General features: G+C 68.7%; 20 protein-coding genes. 17 read left to right on the forward strand and 3 right to left on the reverse strand.

Going from position 1 to position 19,053, the window contains the following annotated elements:
* Positions 1-11: 11 nt before the first annotated feature.
* The 3 genes from CJ177_RS04295 to guaA all read left to right on the forward strand — a co-directional run bounded on the left by CJ177_RS04295 (position 12) and on the right by guaA (position 4,739).
* Positions 12-1,151, forward strand: coding sequence for a GuaB3 family IMP dehydrogenase-related protein (locus CJ177_RS04295; protein ID WP_005239789.1), 1,140 nt, complete (start codon positions 12-14; stop codon positions 1,149-1,151).
* Positions 1,152-1,360: 209 nt separating this feature from the next.
* Entirely contained in the window at positions 1,361-3,103 is a 1,743-nt protein-coding gene (locus CJ177_RS04300) for a GMC family oxidoreductase N-terminal domain-containing protein (protein ID WP_005239790.1), read from the forward strand.
* A gap of 64 nt (positions 3,104-3,167) precedes the next feature.
* On the forward strand, positions 3,168-4,739 hold the full coding sequence (gene guaA, locus CJ177_RS04305) for a glutamine-hydrolyzing GMP synthase (protein WP_061042063.1): 1,572 nt from the start codon (positions 3,168-3,170) through the stop codon (positions 4,737-4,739).
* 60 nt (positions 4,740-4,799) lie between these two features.
* Here guaA and CJ177_RS04310 read toward each other — a convergent pair whose 3' ends face one another.
* A complete protein-coding gene (locus CJ177_RS04310) occupies positions 4,800-5,030 on the reverse strand; it encodes a hypothetical protein (protein WP_095867321.1) in 231 nt (76 codons plus the stop codon).
* Positions 5,023-6,480, reverse strand: a complete 1,458-nt coding sequence (locus CJ177_RS04315) for a PspC domain-containing protein (RefSeq protein WP_082764515.1) — start codon at positions 6,478-6,480, stop codon at positions 5,023-5,025. Before CJ177_RS04315 ends, CJ177_RS04310 begins: the two co-directional genes overlap by 8 nt.
* Positions 6,481-6,548: 68 nt before the next feature.
* On the opposite strand from CJ177_RS04315, the gene CJ177_RS04320 reads away from it, so the two are divergent.
* From CJ177_RS04320 to CJ177_RS04345, 6 genes are all read left to right on the forward strand, one after another.
* Positions 6,549-7,931 (forward strand): PspC domain-containing protein, encoded by a 1,383-nt coding sequence (locus tag CJ177_RS04320; RefSeq protein WP_373560032.1) that lies wholly within the window; start codon positions 6,549-6,551, stop codon positions 7,929-7,931.
* 155 nt (positions 7,932-8,086) lie between these two features.
* A complete protein-coding gene (locus CJ177_RS04325; RefSeq protein ID WP_095867323.1) occupies positions 8,087-8,590 on the forward strand; it encodes a YbaB/EbfC family nucleoid-associated protein in 504 nt (167 codons plus the stop codon).
* Complete coding sequence (locus tag CJ177_RS04330) at positions 8,587-8,901, forward strand: WXG100 family type VII secretion target (protein WP_005239798.1); 315 nt, start codon at positions 8,587-8,589, stop codon at positions 8,899-8,901. The genes CJ177_RS04325 and CJ177_RS04330 overlap by 4 nt, the downstream gene beginning before the upstream one ends.
* A complete protein-coding gene (locus CJ177_RS04335) occupies positions 8,901-9,758 on the forward strand; it encodes a hypothetical protein (RefSeq protein ID WP_095867324.1) in 858 nt (285 codons plus the stop codon). The genes CJ177_RS04330 and CJ177_RS04335 overlap by 1 nt, the downstream gene beginning before the upstream one ends.
* Positions 9,755-10,264 (forward strand): RDD family protein, encoded by a 510-nt coding sequence (locus tag CJ177_RS04340; RefSeq protein ID WP_005239803.1) that lies wholly within the window; start codon positions 9,755-9,757, stop codon positions 10,262-10,264. The genes CJ177_RS04335 and CJ177_RS04340 overlap by 4 nt, the downstream gene beginning before the upstream one ends.
* 39 nt (positions 10,265-10,303) lie before the next feature.
* Positions 10,304-10,963, forward strand: coding sequence for a response regulator transcription factor (locus CJ177_RS04345; RefSeq protein WP_015889975.1), 660 nt, complete (start codon positions 10,304-10,306; stop codon positions 10,961-10,963).
* 11 nt (positions 10,964-10,974) lie between these two features.
* Here the strand turns inward: CJ177_RS04345 and CJ177_RS04350 are convergent, their stop codons facing one another.
* Positions 10,975-12,186: a serine/threonine-protein kinase gene (locus CJ177_RS04350; RefSeq protein WP_061042055.1), complete on the reverse strand. Its 1,212-nt coding sequence runs from the start codon at positions 12,184-12,186 to the stop codon at positions 10,975-10,977.
* A 211-nt stretch (positions 12,187-12,397) separates the two neighbouring features.
* Here CJ177_RS04350 and CJ177_RS04355 point away from each other — a divergent pair, with 211 nt between their 5' ends.
* From CJ177_RS04355 to CJ177_RS04390, 8 genes are all read left to right on the forward strand, one after another.
* Entirely contained in the window at positions 12,398-13,237 is an 840-nt protein-coding gene (locus CJ177_RS04355; protein ID WP_025432258.1) for a hypothetical protein, read from the forward strand.
* Complete coding sequence (locus CJ177_RS04360) at positions 13,234-14,787, forward strand: DNA polymerase Y family protein (protein WP_025432259.1); 1,554 nt, start codon at positions 13,234-13,236, stop codon at positions 14,785-14,787. The genes CJ177_RS04355 and CJ177_RS04360 overlap by 4 nt, the downstream gene beginning before the upstream one ends.
* Positions 14,780-15,382: a dihydrofolate reductase family protein gene (locus CJ177_RS04365; protein ID WP_095867325.1), complete on the forward strand. Its 603-nt coding sequence runs from the start codon at positions 14,780-14,782 to the stop codon at positions 15,380-15,382. The genes CJ177_RS04360 and CJ177_RS04365 overlap by 8 nt, the downstream gene beginning before the upstream one ends.
* A 145-nt stretch (positions 15,383-15,527) precedes the next feature.
* Positions 15,528-15,911 (forward strand): VOC family protein, encoded by a 384-nt coding sequence (locus CJ177_RS04370; protein WP_005239815.1) that lies wholly within the window; start codon positions 15,528-15,530, stop codon positions 15,909-15,911.
* Positions 15,912-15,951: 40 nt separating this feature from the next.
* Positions 15,952-16,737, forward strand: coding sequence for an alpha/beta fold hydrolase (locus CJ177_RS04375; RefSeq protein WP_095867326.1), 786 nt, complete (start codon positions 15,952-15,954; stop codon positions 16,735-16,737).
* 152 nt (positions 16,738-16,889) lie between these two features.
* Positions 16,890-17,864 carry a R2-like ligand-binding oxidase gene (locus CJ177_RS04380; RefSeq protein ID WP_005239820.1) on the forward strand — a complete coding sequence of 325 codons (975 nt, stop codon included), beginning with the start codon at positions 16,890-16,892 and terminating at the stop codon, positions 17,862-17,864.
* A gap of 62 nt (positions 17,865-17,926) precedes the next feature.
* Complete coding sequence (locus CJ177_RS04385; RefSeq protein ID WP_005239822.1) at positions 17,927-18,439, forward strand: hypothetical protein; 513 nt, start codon at positions 17,927-17,929, stop codon at positions 18,437-18,439.
* Positions 18,440-18,449: 10 nt separating this feature from the next.
* Positions 18,450-19,028 (forward strand): YdeI family protein, encoded by a 579-nt coding sequence (locus CJ177_RS04390; RefSeq protein WP_005239823.1) that lies wholly within the window; start codon positions 18,450-18,452, stop codon positions 19,026-19,028.
* Positions 19,029-19,053 lie beyond the last annotated feature (25 nt).

Here is a 19,053-nt window from a genome sequence, read left to right on the forward strand (position 1 = left end):
AAGGGGCGCGCGTGCGCGACCTCGTTGAGATCGGCATGGGCCGAACAGCCCGACGAACCTATGAGCTGGACGACATCGACATCGTCCCCTCACGCCGGACCCGCTCCTCCAAGGAGGTGTCGACGTCCTGGCAGCTCGACGCATATCGGTTCGACATTCCTGTGCTGGCGCATCCGACCGACGCGCTCGTCTCGCCGTCGTTCGCGATCGAACTCGGCAAGCGTGGTGGCCTCGGGGTCATCAACGGTGAGGGTCTGTGGGGCCGGCACGCGGACGTCGAGGCGAAGCTCGCCGAACTCGTCGCACTGGCCGAGTCGGACGTCGACGTCGAGGCGCCGATCAAGAGGCTGCAGGAGCTGCACGCGGCGCCGTTGCAGCCGGGGCTTCTGGCCGCTGCCGTGGCCCAGGTCCGCGATGCAGGTGTCACGACGGCGGTGCGGGTCAGCCCGCAGAACGCCCGGGCGCTCACCCCGCAGCTGCTGGAGGCGGGCATCGACCTGCTGGTCGTGCACGGCACGATCATCTCCGCCGAGCACGTCGCGCACGGCGACAGCGAGCCGCTGAACCTCAAGACGTTCATCTCCGAGCTCGACGTCCCGGTGGTGGCCGGTGGGGTGAGCGATCATCGCACCGCACTGCACCTGATGCGCACGGGCGCGGCCGGGGTGATCGTCGGATACGGCTCCACCGAGGGCGCCACGACCACCGGTGAGGTGCTGGGCATCGGTCTTCCGATGGCGACGGCCATCGCGGACGCGGCTGCTGCCCGCCGCGACTACCTCGACGAGACGGGTGGACGCTACGTCCACGTCATCGCGGACGGCGACATCACGTCCTCGGGCGATCTCGCCAAGGCGATCGCCTGTGGCGCGGACGCCGCAGTGCTGGGCGCACCGTTGGCCGTTGCCGCGGAGGCCCCCGGCGGCGGTTGGTACTGGCCGTCGGCCGCGGCGCACCCCTCGGTTCCGCGCGGCACGATGCTGCCGGTCTCGTTCGGCGACCGTCCGTCGCTCGACCGGGTCCTCACGGGTCCGTCCGACGACCCGTTCGGTTCGCTGAACTTCGTCGGCGGGCTGCGCCGCTCGATGGCGAAGTCGGGGTACTCGGATCTGAAGGAATTCCAGAAGGTGGGCCTGACGGTCCGCGCCTGAGGCGTCCGTTCGTCACCGCTTCTTTCGTCGCCCGATGTCGCATCGGTGCAGTTCAACTGCACTGGTGAGGCATCGGGCGACGTGCATTTGCGGGTATCCCGACCGTTCCTGATACCTCTCGTTACAGTTAGGTGACCCTTGTGGCAGCTGTCACAGCCGCGGGGTGCATACTGGCGAGTAATAACTCAGGTGTCGTTGGAGGTCGAGTGATGAGCAAGCAGCGCGCAACGGAGTACGACGTCCTCATCGTCGGTTCCGGATTCGGTGGCAGTGTGACCGCACTCCGATTGGTCGAGAAGGGCTACAAGGTCGGCATCCTCGAGGCGGGCCGTCGCTACGCCGACGCGGATTTCGCGAAGACCAGCTGGGATCTCAAGAAGTTCCTGTGGGCGCCCGCTCTCGGCTTCTTCGGCATCCAGCGCGTCCACCTGCTGCGCGACTGCCTCATCCTCGCCGGCGCCGGCGTCGGTGGCGGTTCGCTCAACTACGCGAACACGCTCTACAAGCCGCCTGCCTCCTTTTTCCAGGACAAGCAGTGGTCGCACATCACCGACTGGCACGACGAGCTCACGCCGTACTACGAGCAGGCCCGCAAGATGCTGGGCGTGGTCCAGAACCCGCACATGACCCCGGCCGACGAGATCATCAAGTCGGTCGCCGAGGACATGGGCGTGGGCGACACGTTCATCCAGACCCCGGTCGGTGTCTTCTTCGGTGAGGCGGGCAAGACCGTGCCGGACCCGTACTTCGGTGGCGTCGGCCCCGACCGCACCGGGTGCATCGAATGCGGCGAATGCATGACCGGATGCCGGCACGGCGCCAAGAACACCCTGCTCAAGAACTACCTTGGCCTCGCAGAGAAGGCCGGGGCCGAGATCATCCCGATGACGACGGTCACCGGTCTGCGCGAGGCTTCCGACGGCACCTGGGACGTTTTCACCCGGCGCAGCGGGCCGCGCACGAACCGGAACCGCAAGACGTACACGGCCGCGAACGTCGTCCTGGCCGCGGGCACGTGGGGCACTCAGCATCTGCTGTTCGATCAGAAGGAGACGGGCGCGCTGCCCAAGATCTCCGACCGCCTGGGGGTACTCACCCGCACCAATTCGGAGTCGATCCTCGGCGCCGCCAAGAACAAGGTGGACCCCGCTCTCGAGCTCACGAAGGGCGTCGCCATCACGTCGTCGTTCCACCCGACGTCCGACACCCACGTCGAGCCGGTGCGATACGGCAAGGGGTCGAACTCGATGGCCCTGCTGCAGACGCTGCTGACCGACGGTGGCGGCCGGCGGTGGGTGACGTTCCTCAAGGAGCTGGCGAGGGATCCGAAAGCTCTGAAGGTTCTCACCCCGTACAAGTGGAGCGAGCGCACCATCATCGCCCTGGTGATGCAGAACCTCGACAACTCCATCACCACGTACACGAAGAAGGGCCTGTTCGGTCGGCGCAAGGTCACCAGCAAGCAGGGCCACGGTCAGCCGAACCCCAGCTGGATCCCGGCAGGCAACGAGGCGACCCGCCGGATCGCGGAGAAGATCGACGGCCGCGCGGGCGGTACCTGGGGAGACGTGTTCAACATCCCGCTCACCGCGCACTTCCTCGGCGGCTGCACGATCGCGTCGGAACCGTCGAAGGGCGTCATCGACCCCTACCACCGCGTGTGGGGTTACCCGACGCTGAGCGTGGTCGACGGTTCGGCCGTGTCCGCGAACCTGGGCGTCAACCCGTCGCTGACGATCTCGGCGCAGGCCGAGCGTGCGGCCTCGCTGTGGCCGAACAAAGGCGAGAAGGATCAGCGGCCGGCGCAGGGTGAGGGATACCGGCGCCTGAACCCGGTCGCGCCGATCACGCCGGTCGTTCCGGAAGGAGCGCCCGCCGCGCTCGTGCTGCCGATCGTCGAGATCCGCAACAGCTCTGTGGTGCCCGACACGCAGAAGCACGGCGTTGCATAGGGGCCGAGAGGGCCGGGTCATGGGGTCGCGCAGACCACAGAGCTGCGGCGATTAGACTGACCCGGTGGCAGATATCGAGCAACAGAGACCGGTCCTCGTCGTCGACTTCGGCGCGCAGTACGCGCAGCTGATCGCCCGGCGGGTGCGTGAGGCCAAGGTCTATTCCGAGGTGGTTCCGCACACCGCGACCGTCGAGGAGATCGCGGCCAAGAATCCCCTCGCCGTGGTGCTGTCGGGCGGGCCGTCGAGCGTCTACGCAGACGGGGCGCCCCAGCTCGATCCGGCACTGTTCGATCTGGACATTCCGGTGTTCGGCATCTGCTACGGATTCCAGGCCATGGCCGGCGCACTCGGCGGGACGGTGGCACACACCGGCACCCGTGAGTACGGGCGCACCGACCTGAAGGTGCAGGGCGGTCTGCTGCACGAGGGGCTACCGTCCAGCCAGCCCGTGTGGATGAGTCACGGCGACGCGGTCACCGAGGCCCCGGCGGGCTTCGAGGTGACGGCCACGAGCGAGGGCGCACCCGTCGCCGCGTTCGAGGACCGGGCCCGCAAGCTCGCCGGTGTGCAGTACCACCCGGAGGTGCTGCACTCGCCGCACGGCCAGCAGGTGCTCAGCCGGTTCCTCCACGAGATCGCCGGCATTCCTCCCGCATGGACGGCCGCGAACATCGCCGACGCCCTCGTCGAGCAGGTCCGCGAGCAGGTCGGCGACGGCAAGGCGATCTGCGGACTTTCGGGCGGTGTCGACTCCGCTGTCGCGGCGGCGCTCGTGCAGCGCGCGATCGGCGACAACCTCACGTGTGTGTTCGTCGACCACGGCCTGATGCGTGCAGGGGAGCGTGCCCAGGTCGAACAGGATTTCGTTGCCGCCACCGGCGCCAAGCTGATCACGGTCGACGCCGCCGACACCTTCATCGGTGAGCTGGCCGGGGTGTCCGACCCGGAGACCAAGCGCAAGATCATCGGCCGCGAGTTCATCCGCAGCTTCGAGGGTGCGGTCAGTGACGTGCTGGGCGAGAACGCCGCGCACGGCGACACGGTCGAATTCCTCGTGCAGGGCACGCTGTACCCGGACGTCGTGGAATCCGGCGGCGGTACCGGCACGGCCAACATCAAGAGCCACCACAACGTCGGCGGACTGCCGGAAGACCTGCAGTTCACGCTCGTGGAACCGCTCCGCCTGCTGTTCAAGGACGAGGTCCGGGCGGTGGGACGCGAGCTGGGTCTGCCCGAGGAAATCGTGGGACGCCAGCCGTTCCCCGGTCCCGGGCTCGGCATCCGCATCATCGGCGAGGTCACCCAGGAGCGGCTCGATCTCCTGCGTCACGCGGATTCCATTGCGCGCGAAGAGCTGACGGCCGCCGGGCTCGACGGTCAGATCTGGCAGTGCCCGGTGGTGCTGCTCGCCGACGTCCGCAGCGTCGGCGTGCAGGGTGACGGACGCACCTACGGTCACCCGATCGTGCTCCGCCCGGTGTCCAGCGAGGACGCGATGACGGCGGACTGGACGCGACTGCCCTACGACGTTCTCGAGCGGATCTCCACCCGGATCACCAACGAGGTGCACGACGTCAACCGTGTCGTGCTGGACATCACGAGCAAGCCGCCGGGCACCATCGAGTGGGAGTGACGCACTGTGCGCGGTGAGTGAGTCCTCGGACTCGCTCACCGCGCACACGGCGCTTGCGCCCTATTTTTTCCGCCGGTTCGGGGCGAACACGAGCACCACGCCGACCAGCACCGCGACCACCACGAACAGCCAGCGGAACTCGACGTTCGCGAGCGGTTCCAGCGAGAACGGCCCCGCGAGCGCCCAGCCGCTCACCAGGAGTGCGGCCAATCCCGCGATGAGCAGGAGCGGCGACGGGCGCTTCCGCGTCCGGGTCTGCTCGCTGTCCTGAGTGTCGTCGATGTCATCCACGGCGCACCTCCACACTTCCGAACTGGACATCTGCGTTGAGGTTCAGAACGGGGCCGTCCGTGCCGTCGACGCCACCGTCGAGACCGTCCGGGAGGCACTGCGCGTCGCCGAACTGGGCGGTGCAGTGGTTCTCGACGTTCATGCCGGGCGGCAGGAGCACCACGACCTCACCGAACTGCCCGCTGACGTCGACCGTCTTGTCCTCGGTGAGAGTGACGTTCCGGAGGTCGAGCGTGAAGCTGCCGAATCCACCGGAGTAGGCGGGCTCGATGGCGGCCGCTGTCGTCGGGTTCCACGTCCGATCGCCCATGTTCTCGCTGTTCAGGTCGAGGGACCCGACGATCGAGGCGAGGATCACGAAACCGATCAGGGGACCTGCGACGACGAGAAGGCCGTAGCCCTTGCGCAGGAATCCGCCGATCAGCAGCCCCACTCCGATGACGGCCAGCGCGACGGCGCCGATGCGACCGGGGTTCAACCAGTCGGATCCGGTGGCGACCGACAACGCCGTCGCCGCCGCGGCCGCGAGGATGGCCAACCCGATCACCATGGTGGTCAGACGGGAGTGGGTGCGCTCCGGTTGGACTGCGGGAGTGGTGGTCCTGGCCGGTTCGGGCAGGTCCCATGCGAACGGGGCGACACCGAGCGGGTCCCACGCCGGCGGTCGCGGTTCGAGCGGCGCGAACGGGGCCGAGGGTGCGTCGACCTGCGGACCGGAGGTCGGGGACTTCTCGAACGACACCGGACCCGATTGGGCGGCAGCGGTTTCGGGCTTCAGTGCCTCGGTGGGCGCGTCGGCCGGCTTGTCGTCCGAGATGGGAGGTGTGCTCGGCGTGTAGGAGTCGGGAAGCTTCGTGTACGGACCGTACGCACCCGGACCGTACGTGCCCGGGCCGAACGGGTTGGCGCCGAACTGACCTGGCGAGAAACTCGTCCCGGGATAGCCGGTCCCGACACCCGGGGCAACGGCTCCGGCGGGCAACGGCGGAGGTATCGGCTGCCGCTGGTATAGCAACCACAGGCCGCCGAGCATCAGCGCCATGCTGATCAGCCCGGAGCCGCCGAGGCCGACACCGAAGGGACCGACGGTGGTCAGCGCGATGGCCAGTGCGACGAGAAGGACGATGGTCTTGGTGCCCGAGTCGGAGCTGTGACCGCGTCCCACCAGCGACTCCGCGGGTGAGGCCGGGTCGCCCGACTTCGTGAGGGCGAGCCAGCACGCCAGGTAGAGGAGCACACCGGCGCCACCGAAAATGGTGGACACGACGAAGGCGACTCGTATCAGTACGGGATCGACGCCGTAGCGGTAGCCGATTCCCGCACAGACACCGGCGACGTGACCACGGCCCGGCAACCGCACCGGTCGGGTCCGCCACAGATCCTGTATCTGCTCTTGGAAGCTCCCATTGCTCATATGACCATCGTTCCGGTCGGCACGGCGCGCGTACATCGGGAACTACCCTGATCTTTCCGGCCGGGGTGGGCCGGAACGCGTGCCGAAGTCAGGGTTGGACCCTGATGCCACGGCCCGGGGATCGTGCCAGTATCGAAGATGTGCAACCTGTGTCGAACACGTCCGCGGGCGGCGCCCAGTACGCGGGCGCCGTGACCGCGCCTGTCCCGCCCGGCGGCATCCCCATGCCGCGGCTCGAACGCCGGACCGGTGGTCGCATCGTCGGCGGCGTCACGGGTGGAATCGCCGATCAGCTGGGTGTCGACGTGATGAAGGTGCGGGTCGCGTTCGCCTGTCTCGCCGCGCTCGCCGGCGCGGGCATCGTCGGCTACGGACTGTTGTGGATCTTCACGGCCGCAGGTTCCGACACCGAGAAGCCCAGTGCGTCCGAGCGACGGAGAGCGTACGGACTGATCGCGATCGGCCTGGCCGGTGCGTCCGCGCTGTCGTGGTTGTTCAGTGGCCGCGTCGGTTCGGTGATCGCGCCGATCATCGTGGTGGCGGTGGGCGCGGCCCTGGTCTGGCGCGAATTCGATTCGGAGGGGCCGCGCACCGTCATCGGGCTGCCGCAGCGTCCCACCGTCCTCACCTGGGCGCGGGTCCTCGGCGGCGTCACGTTGATCGTGTCGGGTCTCGGTGTGGTGATCCTCGCGCAGGTCGACTTCGCTGCGCTGCGTTCGTCGTTGCTGGCTGTGGTGGTCACCCTGGTCGGCGCCGGGTTGCTGACCGTGCCCCTGTGGTTGCGACTGTGGCGCGCGCTGGGCGCGGAGCGTGCCGCCAGGATCCGCAACGACGAGCGTGAGGAGATCGCGTCACATCTGCACGACTCCGTCCTGCAGACCCTGGCGCTGATCCAGAAGCAGGCCGACCATCCGCAGGAGGTCGCGCGGCTGGCCCGGGGGCAGGAACGGGAACTGCGGAAGTGGTTGTTCGGTGGGGGAGACGCCGACCATTCGAGTCTCGCGGAGGCGTTGCGCATCATCGCGGGCGAGGTGGAGGACCACCACGGCGTCACGGTGCGGCCGGTGACGGTCGGCGACGTGGCGCTCGACGTCGACGACACGGGCGAGGGTCTGTCGAAGGAGAGTTTCACGGCGGTGCTGGGTGCGACGCGGGAGGCTCTGGTCAACGCGGCCAAGCATTCCGGGGAGACGGACATCAACCTGTTCGCCGAAGCTGAGCGCGAACAGGTCAGTGTGTTCGTCCGGGACCGCGGCGTCGGATTCGACGTCGACGAGGTGTCCCCGGACCGTCAGGGCCTGGCGAAGTCGATCCGCGGACGGATCGAGCGGCGAGGCGGGCACGTCGACGTGCGGTCCGCGCCCGGCAAGGGCGCCGAGGTGCGAATCCACATGCCGCGGAACGGCCGGACGTGGGCGGCAGCGGCCGCTTCCGAGGACTCGGACACCGCCGGCGTCGAGGACGTGCCGTTCAGTCAGGGTGCGTGAGCACCACTTTCGCCGTGTCGGCACACTGGTGCGCGGTGTCTGCTCGCATGCTGTCCCACTGAAGGGGTAATGTTCGCCGGCGACACGACTGTGGGGGTCGTGTGGTCGCACCGTGCTGCGGCGGGGTGGGACGCGAGATGTCAAGGGGGGATTTCATGTTCGACCGTGAGGGTCTGCGCGTGCGCGAGCACGAGTTGCAGAATCAGATCGATTCGATGCTGGCCACGCTCGACCGGCAGACGCAGGATCTGCATGCCGCTCAGCAGCAGGTGGCGCAGCTGCGGGTGAGTGGGGCGTCGGCCGACGGACTGGTGCAGGTGGTGGTGAACTCGGTGGGCGGCGTAGTGGACGTGCACCTCGCCCCCGACGCGTTCCGGCGGTCCACTCCCGAGTCGTTGGGGCGTGCGATGACCGAAGCCGCCCGGCGTGCGGGCGAGGCCGGGCACACCGAGTCGACGCGCATCATGGGATCGATCGTGGACGCGACCGAGACTCTGCCGGATCTGCCGGACCTCGTTCCCGGTGCTCCGAGCCTTCGGGACTTCCTCCCGCGCCTCGAACCCGACGTCGGCGGCGTCCCGGCCGATCGGGAACCGGACCCGGACGATCCCGACGACGCGCGGTGGAATCGGCCGGTCCTGCGGGACGGGTGGCAGTGAGCGCGCAACTGTGGGTGGACCCGGCGCATCTGCGCAGCGTCGCGCCCCGATTCGATGCGCTCTCACAGCGGATGGCAGAGGTCGCCGCCGCACTGCACTCGACCCTCGAGGCCGAGGGGGAGTGCTGGGGCGGCGACGAGACCGGGACGACGTTCGCGAGCGGGTATGTGCCGTCCGCGGACGTGGCCGAGCGGTCGCTGGGGTTCGCGGTCGGGGCGCTTGCCGCGCTCGGATCCAGGCTCAGGAGCACCGCCGACTCGTTCGACGACACCGACCGCGGCACCGCCTCCAGCCTCACCGGGCTGTTCTGATGGGCATCGAGGTTCCGGGCAGTGTCCGGTGGCTGGCAGAGAAGGTGGTCGGGGCGGACTGGCCCGACGCGGACGAAACGGCGATGGAGCGGCTCGGGCAGGGGTGGAAGGACGCCGGAGCCTCGCTCGACGACATCATCGAGGAGGCCGACGCCGCGATGCGGTCGGCGATGTCCGGGGTCAGTGGTGACGTCGACACCGCGATGGCGCAGCACTGGGCGCGGATCGGTGCGGACGGGGCGCTACGCGAGTTGTCGGGGTTGCTCCACGAACTCGGCGACACCCTCGACTGGTCGGCCGACGACATCCGGGTCGCGAAACTGTCGATCATCGCGGCCCTGGTGGCGTTGGCGACCGAACTCGTGGCGGTAGCCGCGGCCAGCGCGATGACGTTCGGTGCGGCGAGCCCGGCCGCATTCGCGGCGGAAGCGGCCACACAGGTCACCGTCCGGATGATCATCCGGCAGCTGATCACCTCGATCCTCACCCGCGCCGCCATGGGCGCTCTGAAGGGCGCGGCAGGGACGGCGGCCATGCAGGCGACGTTGGAAGCCGGCCTGCAGTGGTACGAGAAGGAACATGGGCGGCGCGACAGCATGGACTGGGGCAACGTCGCCGAGGCGGGCGGCAAGGGTGCGGTTCAGGGAGGTGTGAAGGGTGCGGTCAACGGTGCGTTCGGGCTGAAGTTCACCGACCCTCGTTCTCAGTTCGGGGGCATGCTCGGCTCGTACGTGCAGGAGGAGACGGTCGGCACGCCGAGGTTCACCGGCGCCGACGTCGGCGAGGGGCTGGACCGAACCGGACTCGATGACGACGTCCGGCGGGCCCGCGACGAGATCGACGGGCGTCTGCCGTGAACGGCCCCGACAGCCACGGCTTCTGCCGGGAGACCGACCTGACGGTGGACTCACGCCCGGGCGTACCGAACAGGCACGGCATGCACGGTGACCCCCGCTACCCCTCGCCACGCAGGCTGCGGCGGGCGACCGCCTTCGCGATCGACTGGCTCCTCCATATCGGCGTGGCGATCGGGTTGTCGGCGGTGTGCGAGGCATTGCCGGAACTCGCGCCGTGGTCTTTTGCTGCCGCAGTGTCCTCCTGGATTGCAGTGTCGTTCGTGCACCGAACCGTTCTTCAATCGGTGTTCCATGCAACGGCGGGGAAAGCATTGTGTGGACTGTGCATCCTGAAGCCAGACGGATCGTGGCCAGGGTTCGGCTTCCTCACGAAATGGTGGGTGATCGGTGCATTCTCGACGGTTCTCGTCGCCGTCTCCGGCGCGGGTGGCGACAGTGACAAGGAGGACGACTGGTTTCCTCCGGTCGTTCGGCTCCGAGATGTCCGGCGCCTGCACGTCACCTAGAGTGGGGTGACACTACCGCCCACGCGAGGAACAGCCGCAGTGACTTTGCCTGAAACACCCCCGTACCGTGTCTTTCTCGTCGATGATCATGCCGTTTTCCGTTCCGGTGTCCGCGCCGAGCTCGGCAGGGAAGCGGACATGGAGGTGGTGGGCGAGGCGGGCGGTGTCGCGGAGGCGGTGTCCGGCATCAACGCCACGTCACCGCACGTCGTGCTGCTCGACGTCCATATGCCCGACGGCGGCGGTGTCGCGGTGCTGCGGGGCATCGAGTCGGGTCCGGTGTGCCTGGCGCTGAGCGTGTCCGACGCTGCCGAGGACGTGATCGCCGTGATCCGCGCGGGCGCCCGCGGGTACGTCACCAAGACGATCTCGGGCGCGGAACTGGCCGACGGCGTGCGCCGGGTCGCCGGCGGTGACGCCGTGTTCAGCCCGAGGCTCGCGGGATTCGTGCTGGACTCCTTCACCGGACGTTCCAATGCTCCTGAGCCGCAGCTGGATCCGGAGCTGGATTCGCTGACGCCGCGGGAGCTGGAAGTGCTGCGGCTGCTCGCGCGCGGTTACACGTACCGGGAGATCGCGGAGGAACTGGTGATCTCGGTGAAGACGGTCGAAACGCATGCGTCGAACGTGCTGCGGAAGACGCAGCAGTCCAACCGGAATGCGCTCACGAGGTGGGCGCACCGCCGGCGGATCGACTGACCGCCGGGGTGTCAGGGCTGGGCGAGGAGGACGATCACTGCCACGAGCACGGCCAGGATCAGGATCGCGACCATGACACCCATGGCGATCGGCGCCCACGCCACCACCTGGTCGCGGACAGTGGGGGCCGGCGAACCGGGAGCGGGTTTCGTCGGGCGCGGCGGCCACTGCAACCGGCCGAGCGGACGCGGCACGTTCTTGAGCGGTGTGCTCTGATGCACCGCGGGCAGACCGGCCTGGGTGGAACTCACCAGTTTGCTGCGCCGGCGTGAGTCGGGCAACGGCGTCGAGCGGTGTGCCCACGCCGGGATGGTGCCGTCTGCGGAATAGACGGGCGAGCCGACGAGGTGCGCGACGTTTCCGTCCCCGGCCATGGCCACCCGGGCCAGGGCGTCGCGGGCCTCGGCCATCGTCGGACGACGCGCCGGGTCGGGCTCGAGCAGGTGCAGCAGCGTGTCGGTGAGCGGTCCGGCCTTGCTCGGACGGTAGATCTCGGCCTTCGCGACCCGGTGCAGGAGTGCGATGGAATCCGAGTCGATCCCGAACGGCGGCTGTCCCTCGACGACGGTGTACAGCGTGGAACCGAGCGAGAAGACGTCGCTCGCCTCGGTGGGGTCCTGACCGCGGGCGACCTCGGGGGAGAAGTACGCGGGTGTGCCGGTGATGACCCCGTTCGTCGTGTCGGCGGAGTCTCCCTTGGCGCGGGCGATGCCGAAGTCACTGATCTTGACGGTGCCGAGTTCCCGGCCGCGGTCGGCGACGAGGATGTTGCCCGGCTTGATGTCCCGGTGCACGATCCCGGCGGCATGGGCGGCCGTGAGCGCGTCGGCCACTTGCGCGCCGATCTGGGCGACCTCGAGCGGGGGCAGTGTGTCGGCGATGTTCATCGCCTGGGCGAGGCTGCGGGACGGCAGGTACTCCATGACCAGCCAGGGCTCGCCCGCCTCGAGTGCGACGTCGTACATCGCGATGGAATGGCTGTGGGCGAGTTTGGCGGCGTTGCGCCCTTCCCGCATGGTGCGTTCGCGGACTCGGCGGGCCTCGTCGGGGTCGAGTCCGGCCGTCGTGGTGACCTGTTTGATGGCGACGTCGCGGTGCAGCAGGGTGTCCCGTGCGAGCCAGACCGCGCCCATTCCACCGCCGCCCAGTTTGGACCGCAGGCGGTATCTTCCGGCCACCAGGTATTCGGGTCCGATGCCCCTCTCGCTCTGCTCCTGCTCCATCACGCGTTCAGGTTAGAGGATTGTGCGGACACGGGATGCGTGACGGTCCTGACCTGGCCATTCGGGGTCCACTTGACGGGCCTCCACCGACCGGCTTTACTTGAAATGAGTTCGAAAATACGTTCGAACAAAGCGTCTGTTCGAGCCGCGTCTTCCCCGTGGTTGCCGACCGCTGTTGGTGCCGAGTGTCAGGGGTGTCGAGTTGGCTGAAGTGGCCGGCGAGCCGGGGTTTCCGGTGCCGGGGTCTCCCGAATTGTCCGGGCTGTCCCGGCAGGAGCGTCTGGACTACCTCCGACGACGGATGGCCGCTGTTCCCGCGCGCGGTGAATCGGTGGCGAGCCGCGCCCCGGTGGAGAGTGCGTTCCCCACGACGGGTACTTCCGCAGCGCCCGATTCCCATGCTGCCGGGGTACTCCCGGTTCCGGCTGCGCTGGCCGAACTCCTTCCCCGAGGCGGGCTCGTGCGCGGTTCGGTGGTGTCGGTGTCGGGTGCCACGTCGCTGCTGCTGGGGTTGGTCGCGTCCGTGACCGCGGGCGGCGGACACGTCGCGGTGATCGGGCATCCCCGGCTCGGGGTGCTGGCAGCGGTCGAGATGGGGGCGCAGCTGGAACGGCTGGCCCTGATCCCCGACCCGGGCGCCGATCCGGTGGAGATCGCCGCGGTGCTGCTGGACGGAATGGATCTGGTGGTGCTCGGACTGGGAGGGGCGTCGGTGGCGCCGTCCCGGGCGCGTGCAGTGGTGGCCCGGGCCCGGAGCAAGGGGTCGACCCTGGTCGTCACGGACGGGCACTGGGACGGCGCGGAGATGCGGCTGGAAGCCCGGGTGCACGGTTACGCCGGACTGGGCAACGGATCTCAGGACCGGGGATGCGGGCGGTTGCGTTCTCTCAGCCTGGCGGTGTGCGCCCGGGGGCGGTCGTTCCAGCCGCGCACCACCCGGCTGGACGTGCGGTCGGCGCAGGGCCGGGTGGAATGGGTGAGCACTCCGGAACCGGTGGCGTCCCTCGAGGCTGCCCCCTTCCCGGAGCCGGTGGAGGTGGTGGGTCTGTGAGCCGGGTGCTGGCGTTGTGGTGCCCCGACTGGCCCGCGGTCGCGGCGGCTGCTGCTGCGGACCTCCCGCCGACGCATCCGGTGGCGGTGACGTCGGGCAATCGGGTGATCGCTTGCTCGGCGCCGGCCCGCGCGGACGGGGTGCGCAGAGGACTGCGCCGCCGCGAGTCCCAGGCCCGGTGCCCCCGGTTGCACGTGGTGGCAGCCGATCCCGACCGCGACGCGCGGCTGTTCGAGCCGGTCGCCTCGGCCGTCGACGCGGTGGCGCCCGGTGTCGAGGTGCTGCGACCCGGGCTCGTGGTGCTGTCCGCTCGGGGCGTCGCCCGGTACTTCGGTTCGGAGGAAGCCGCCGCGGAACGGTTGGTGGACCAGGTGTCGGCGGTGGGGGTGGAGTGCCAGGTCGGTATCGCCGATGAGCTGTCCACGGCCGTGATCGCCGCGCGCAGAGCAACTCTCGTGCCGCCCGGTGAGGGGTCCGCCTTCCTGGCGCCGCTCCCGATGCGGGAACTGGCCGCCGAGCCGAGCCTCGCGGCACCTCACCGCGGTGAGCTGGTCGATCTGCTGCACCGGCTCGGGTTGCGCACGATCGGCAGTTTCGCCGCGCTGTCGGCGGGCGATGTGGCTTCGCGGTTCGGAACCGATGCTGTGCTGGCGCATCGGGCCGCGCGGGGTGAGCCGGAGCGCCCCCCGTCGGGGCGGTCGCTGCCTCCCGACCTGGAGGTCGAGGAACGGTGCGATCCCGTCATCGAACGGGTCGACGCCGCTGCCTTCGCGGGGCGTGCGCTGGCGGAGAAGCTTCATCGCACACTGTCGGACGCCGCGGTGGCCTGCACCCGGCTGTCGATCTCGGCGAGCACCGGCAACGGTGAGCAACTGTCCCGGATCTGGAGATGTGCGGAACCGTTGACGCCGGAGGCGACGGCGGACCGGGTGCGGTGGCAGCTGGACGGGTGGCTGACCGGGCGCAGCGAGAAGCGGCCCACCGCCGGTATCGCCGTCCTGCGGCTCGAACCGGTGGAAGTGGTGGCGGCCGGAGCCTTGCAGCTGGGGCTGTGGGGTGGGGTCGGCGACCAGGACGAGCGGGCCCGGCGGGCTCTGGTGCGGGTGCAGGGCCTGCTCGGGGGGGAAGCTGTGCAGGTGGGGGTCCTCAGCGGTGGGCGGGGCCCGGCGGAGCGCATCACGTTGCTGCCGTTGGGCGACGAGTTGATTCCGCGCAACGATCCGTCGGAGCCGTGGCCGGGCACGTTGCCGGAACCGGCACCTGCCGCGGTGCTGACCGCGTATCCGGAGGTGTGGATGTCGGACGAGCGGGGTATGGCTGTGACGGTCACGGAACGTGGTGTGTTCAGCGCGCCTCCCGCGCGGTTGCGGTGGGGGAGCCGAGAGTGGGCGGTGTGCGGATGGGCCGGACCGTGGCCGGTGGACGAGCGGTGGTGGGACCCTCCGGCCGCCCGGACGGCGGCCCGGGCCCAGGTGCTGCTGGAAGAGTCGCGGGCGCTGCTGGTGATCTGCACGGCAGGCCGATGGTCGGTGGAGGGAATCTATGAGTGACACGGAGCGGGACGCGCCGCACCGCAGGGTCGTCGTCCAGGAATTGACGAGCCTCGACGGGTTCGTCGCCGGGCGGTCCGGCGAGCTGGACTTCTTCGATGCGGTGCCGGATTACGGTGAGGTGGACCGGTACAACCTCCGCCTGCTCGCCTACACGGACCTCGCCCTGCTGGGGCGTAAGACGTATCAGATGTTCTCGGACTACTGGCCCACCGAACAGGCTCAGGGCGAGGTCGTGGCCGAGGCCGTCAACTCGATCCGGAAACTCGTGTTCTCCTCGACGCTGGACAGTGCCCCGTGGGGGGATCGGGAGCCGGCGCAGCTGTGGCCGGGCGACGCCGTCGAGCGGGTGCAGCAACTGCGGCAGGAGCCGGGTGGTGACCTCATCGTGTGGGGGAGCATCACCCTCGCGCGGTCGCTGCTCGCCGCCGAACTGGTCGACGAAATCCAGTTGCACGTGGTGCCGATCCTGCTGGGACAGGGACGCAGGCTCCTCGACGAGGACACCGGGATGCATGCGCTGACGTTGCTGGAGTCGAAGGGGTACGACTCCGGGGTCGTCACGTTGCGCTATCGCGTGGGGCGGGCGGCGTAACCCGCCCTGCCGATCTCCCTTGCGAACCGACCGTTCGAAATGCTTTGCTGTGCAGAGGGTCGCGTGCCGGTGGCGGACAGCGTCAGGCATGGAGGCCGGCCACGGCTGCATCGTCGGTTCGTGGCATACCTCGAAAGGGTCGACTGTGCCCATTTCTTTCAACCACACGATCGTCGCTGCCAAGAACAAGCAGGAGTCGGCGTCCTTCTTCACCACGTTGTTCGGACTGCCGGACGCCGTGCCCGCCGGCCATTTCCTGGCGGTCGCCCTCGACAACGGGGTGTCTCTCGACTTCGCGGAACCGCCGATCGAATTCCAGCCGCAGCACTATGCGTTCCTCGTCGGCGAGGACGACTTCGACAGGATCTACGGCCTGATCGTCGAATGGGGGCTCGATCACTGGGCGGATCCGCGGCAGACGCTGCCGGGCACCATCAACACCAACGACGGCGGGCGGGGCGTCTACTTCCTCGACCCGTCCGGTCATTATCTGGAGATCATCACCCGCCCGTACGGGTCGGGTCAGTAGTTCGCGGCCGGGATGTCCGTACTCGCTAGTCTGGATTCTCGTGGAGACGAGCAGGACTACCCCGACGCGAACCGGTATCGAGATCGCCTACCGAGACAGTAGCGAGTCCTCGGTGCCGGGGTCGTCGGACGTCCATCCCGTGCCGGTGGTTCTGGTGCACGGGATGGGCGGTGACGGCGGTACCTGGGACCGATTCGCCCGCGCACTCGTCGCCCGCGGGCGACGCGTCCTCGTCCTGGATCTGCGGGGGCACGGTCGCAGTGCCCGCGCCGGGTCGTATCTGTTCGAGGAGTTCGGCGCCGACGTGGTGGAGGTGTGCGACAACCTCGGGCTGACGCGGGTGGATCTCGTCGGGCATTCCCTGGGTGGTCATGCGGCGTCGCTCGCGGCCCAGGTCCGTCCCGGGCTGGTTCGCCGGCTGGTGATCGAGGAGGCGCCGCTCCCGTTGCGTCCCGGTGACCCGGAACAGGTCTTCGCGAATCGGCTGCCGTCGCTGCCGGAACTGTGGCACGCGACGACGAGCCTGATCCGGCATCCGCGGGCGGCGTTCGCCTTCGATCGGTCGATGACGGGCTCGGCGCTCGAGCAGTTCCGCCGCCCGGATCCGTTGTGGTGGGACAGATTGCCGGACATCGAGGCCGACACGCTCATCCTGCGGGGCGGTCCGGGCGGAATGGTGGATCCGCGCAGACTCGAGTCCGCGGTGGCGGCGATACAGAACTGCCGGGTGGTGGTGTTCCGCAGCGGGCACAGCATTCATCGCGACCGCTACGACGACTTCGCGGCGGCGGTCCTGCCGTTCCTGATGAAGCCTGAGACGAGCTGACAAAAAGTCCGAAAATGTAAACCGTGACGGCTTCGGCAGGACTAGCGTGGGAACCGAAGCGGGGGCTCGGAAAGAGACGGTTGTCACGACGAGCGACCCGAAGCTGCGGGGCGTCCGACGACGTCTTCCGCACGTCCGGAAGAAGGCCAACGATGTCGACACTTACGCCCGGACGCCCCTACGCGCCCGGCAGGCAGGGGTTCAGCTCGCTCCGCGCGGGAGGCCTCAACTGGGACGCGTTCCCGTTGCGGCTGTTCACGAAGGGGAACGCCAAGTTCTGGAACCCCACGGACCTCGACTTCAGCCGGGACGCGGAGGACTGGGATGAACTGAATTCGGAGCAGCAGCGCAACTCCACGTATCTGGTCGCGCAGTTCATCGCCGGTGAGGAAGCGGTCACCGAGGACATCCAGCCGTTCATGAAGGCGATGGCCGCCGAGGGGCGATTCGGGGACGAGATGTACCTGACTCAGTTCTGTTTCGAGGAAGCCAAGCACACCCAGGTGTTCCGGTTGTGGATGGATGCGGTGGGCCTGACACGCGACCTGCATCCCTTCGTCGCGGAGAACCCGTACTACCGGCAGTTGTTCTACGAGGAGCTGCCGGGATCGCTGAAGGTGCTCGAGACCGATCCCAGCCCGGCCAATCAGGTGCGGGCCAGCGTCACCTACAACCACGTCATCGAGGGCAGTCTCGCGCTCACCGGGTACTACGCCTGGCAGAAGGTGTGCACGACGCGCGGGATCCTGCCGGGGATGCAGGAACTCGTCCGCAGGATCGGCGACGACGAACGACGCCACATGGCGTGGGGGACGTTCACCTGTCGCCGGCACGTCGCCGCCGACGACAGCAACTGGGATGTCGTCCAGGAGCGGATGGCGGAGCTGATGCCGTTGGCACTGGGCATGATCGACTGGGTCAACAAGCAATTCGAGGTCCAGCCGTACGGGCTCGACGACCAGGAGTTCATCGCGTACGCCGCAGACCGGGCGCAGCGCCGGCTGGGGGCGATCGAGTCTGCGCGCGGACGCCCGGTCGAGGAGATCGATCTGGATTACTCACCCGAGGCCCTCGAGGAGAAGTTCGGCGAGGAGGATGCCAAGGCGATGTCCGAGGCCGCAGGCTGAGGCACGCGTCGCGGTGCGCGGGCTGAGGCACGCGTCGCAGTGGCAGATGGCAGGATCGGCTCATGGCGCTCACCGCACTCGACCGCAGACTCATCGGCTGGTCTGCAGCATTCGTGATCTCGCAGGCGAACATCGTCCGGCTTCTCGGTCCGGTGGCACCCCGGCTCGCCGACATCCAGACGGCCCGGTCCGCCCGGTCCTACACGGCGATCCTCGACGGAATGACCGCCGCCGACACGGCGCGCTACCGCAGTCACTACTACCCGGACTTCGTCCATCCCGTGATCTACGCGGTCGCGTTGCGCACGGGCGCACGACGTCTGGCAGAGCTGACACCACTCTCGGCGAGAACGCAGAGGGTGCTGGCGGCGGCCCCGGTGATCTCCGCGGCGGGCGACTACGCCGAGAACGTCGTCGGGCTGTATCTGCTGTCTCATCGCGAGCACATCACCGACGCGACCGTGCGCACCACCAGTGCGGTCAGCGTCACCAAATGGGTGCTCGCGCTCGGGGCGCTCGGATATCTCTCCCAGGGATTCGTCCGGGTCTGGGCGGGAAAGCTGTTCTCCCGCTAGATTCGGGCACATGTGTGCTGCCGAGCTCAGCGTCGAGTACTTCTCCGGACAGGCCGAGTTCCGGGAATGGCTCGGCGCTCATCACGACTCCTCGCCCGGCATCTGGCTGAAGATGGCCAAGAAGGGGTCGGCGCATACGTCGATCAACTACGACCAGGCTCTCGAGGTCGCGCTGTGCTACGGCTGGATCGACAGCCAGGTCCGCCGCGTCGACGACGACTTCTTCGTGCAGCGGTTCACCCCGCGCTCGTCGCGAAGTCCGTGGTCGAAGCGGAACCGGGAGTTCGCGGAGAAACTCGCCGAGGCCGGTCTCCTCGAGCCCGCGGGCGCGGCGGAGGTGGAGCGGGCCAGGGCCGACGGCCGCTGGGACCGCGCGTACGCGGGACAGAAGGCGGCGGAGATCCCGCAGGACTTCCTGGACGCCCTCGCACAGAACCCCGAGGCGGAGGCCTTCTACGCGACACTCGACAGCCACAACCGGTACGCCGTCTACTACCGCCTGCAGGACGCCACCCGCCCGGAGACGCGTGCCCGCCGTATCGAGAAGTTCGTCCAGCAGTTGTCGGAGCGCAGGAAGTTCCATGACTGATCGATTTTCGCGACTGACACAATGG

The sequence above is a fragment of the Rhodococcus sp. ACPA1 genome (assembly GCF_002300195.1).
Taxonomy (GTDB): domain Bacteria; phylum Actinomycetota; class Actinomycetes; order Mycobacteriales; family Mycobacteriaceae; genus Rhodococcus_F; species Rhodococcus_F opacus.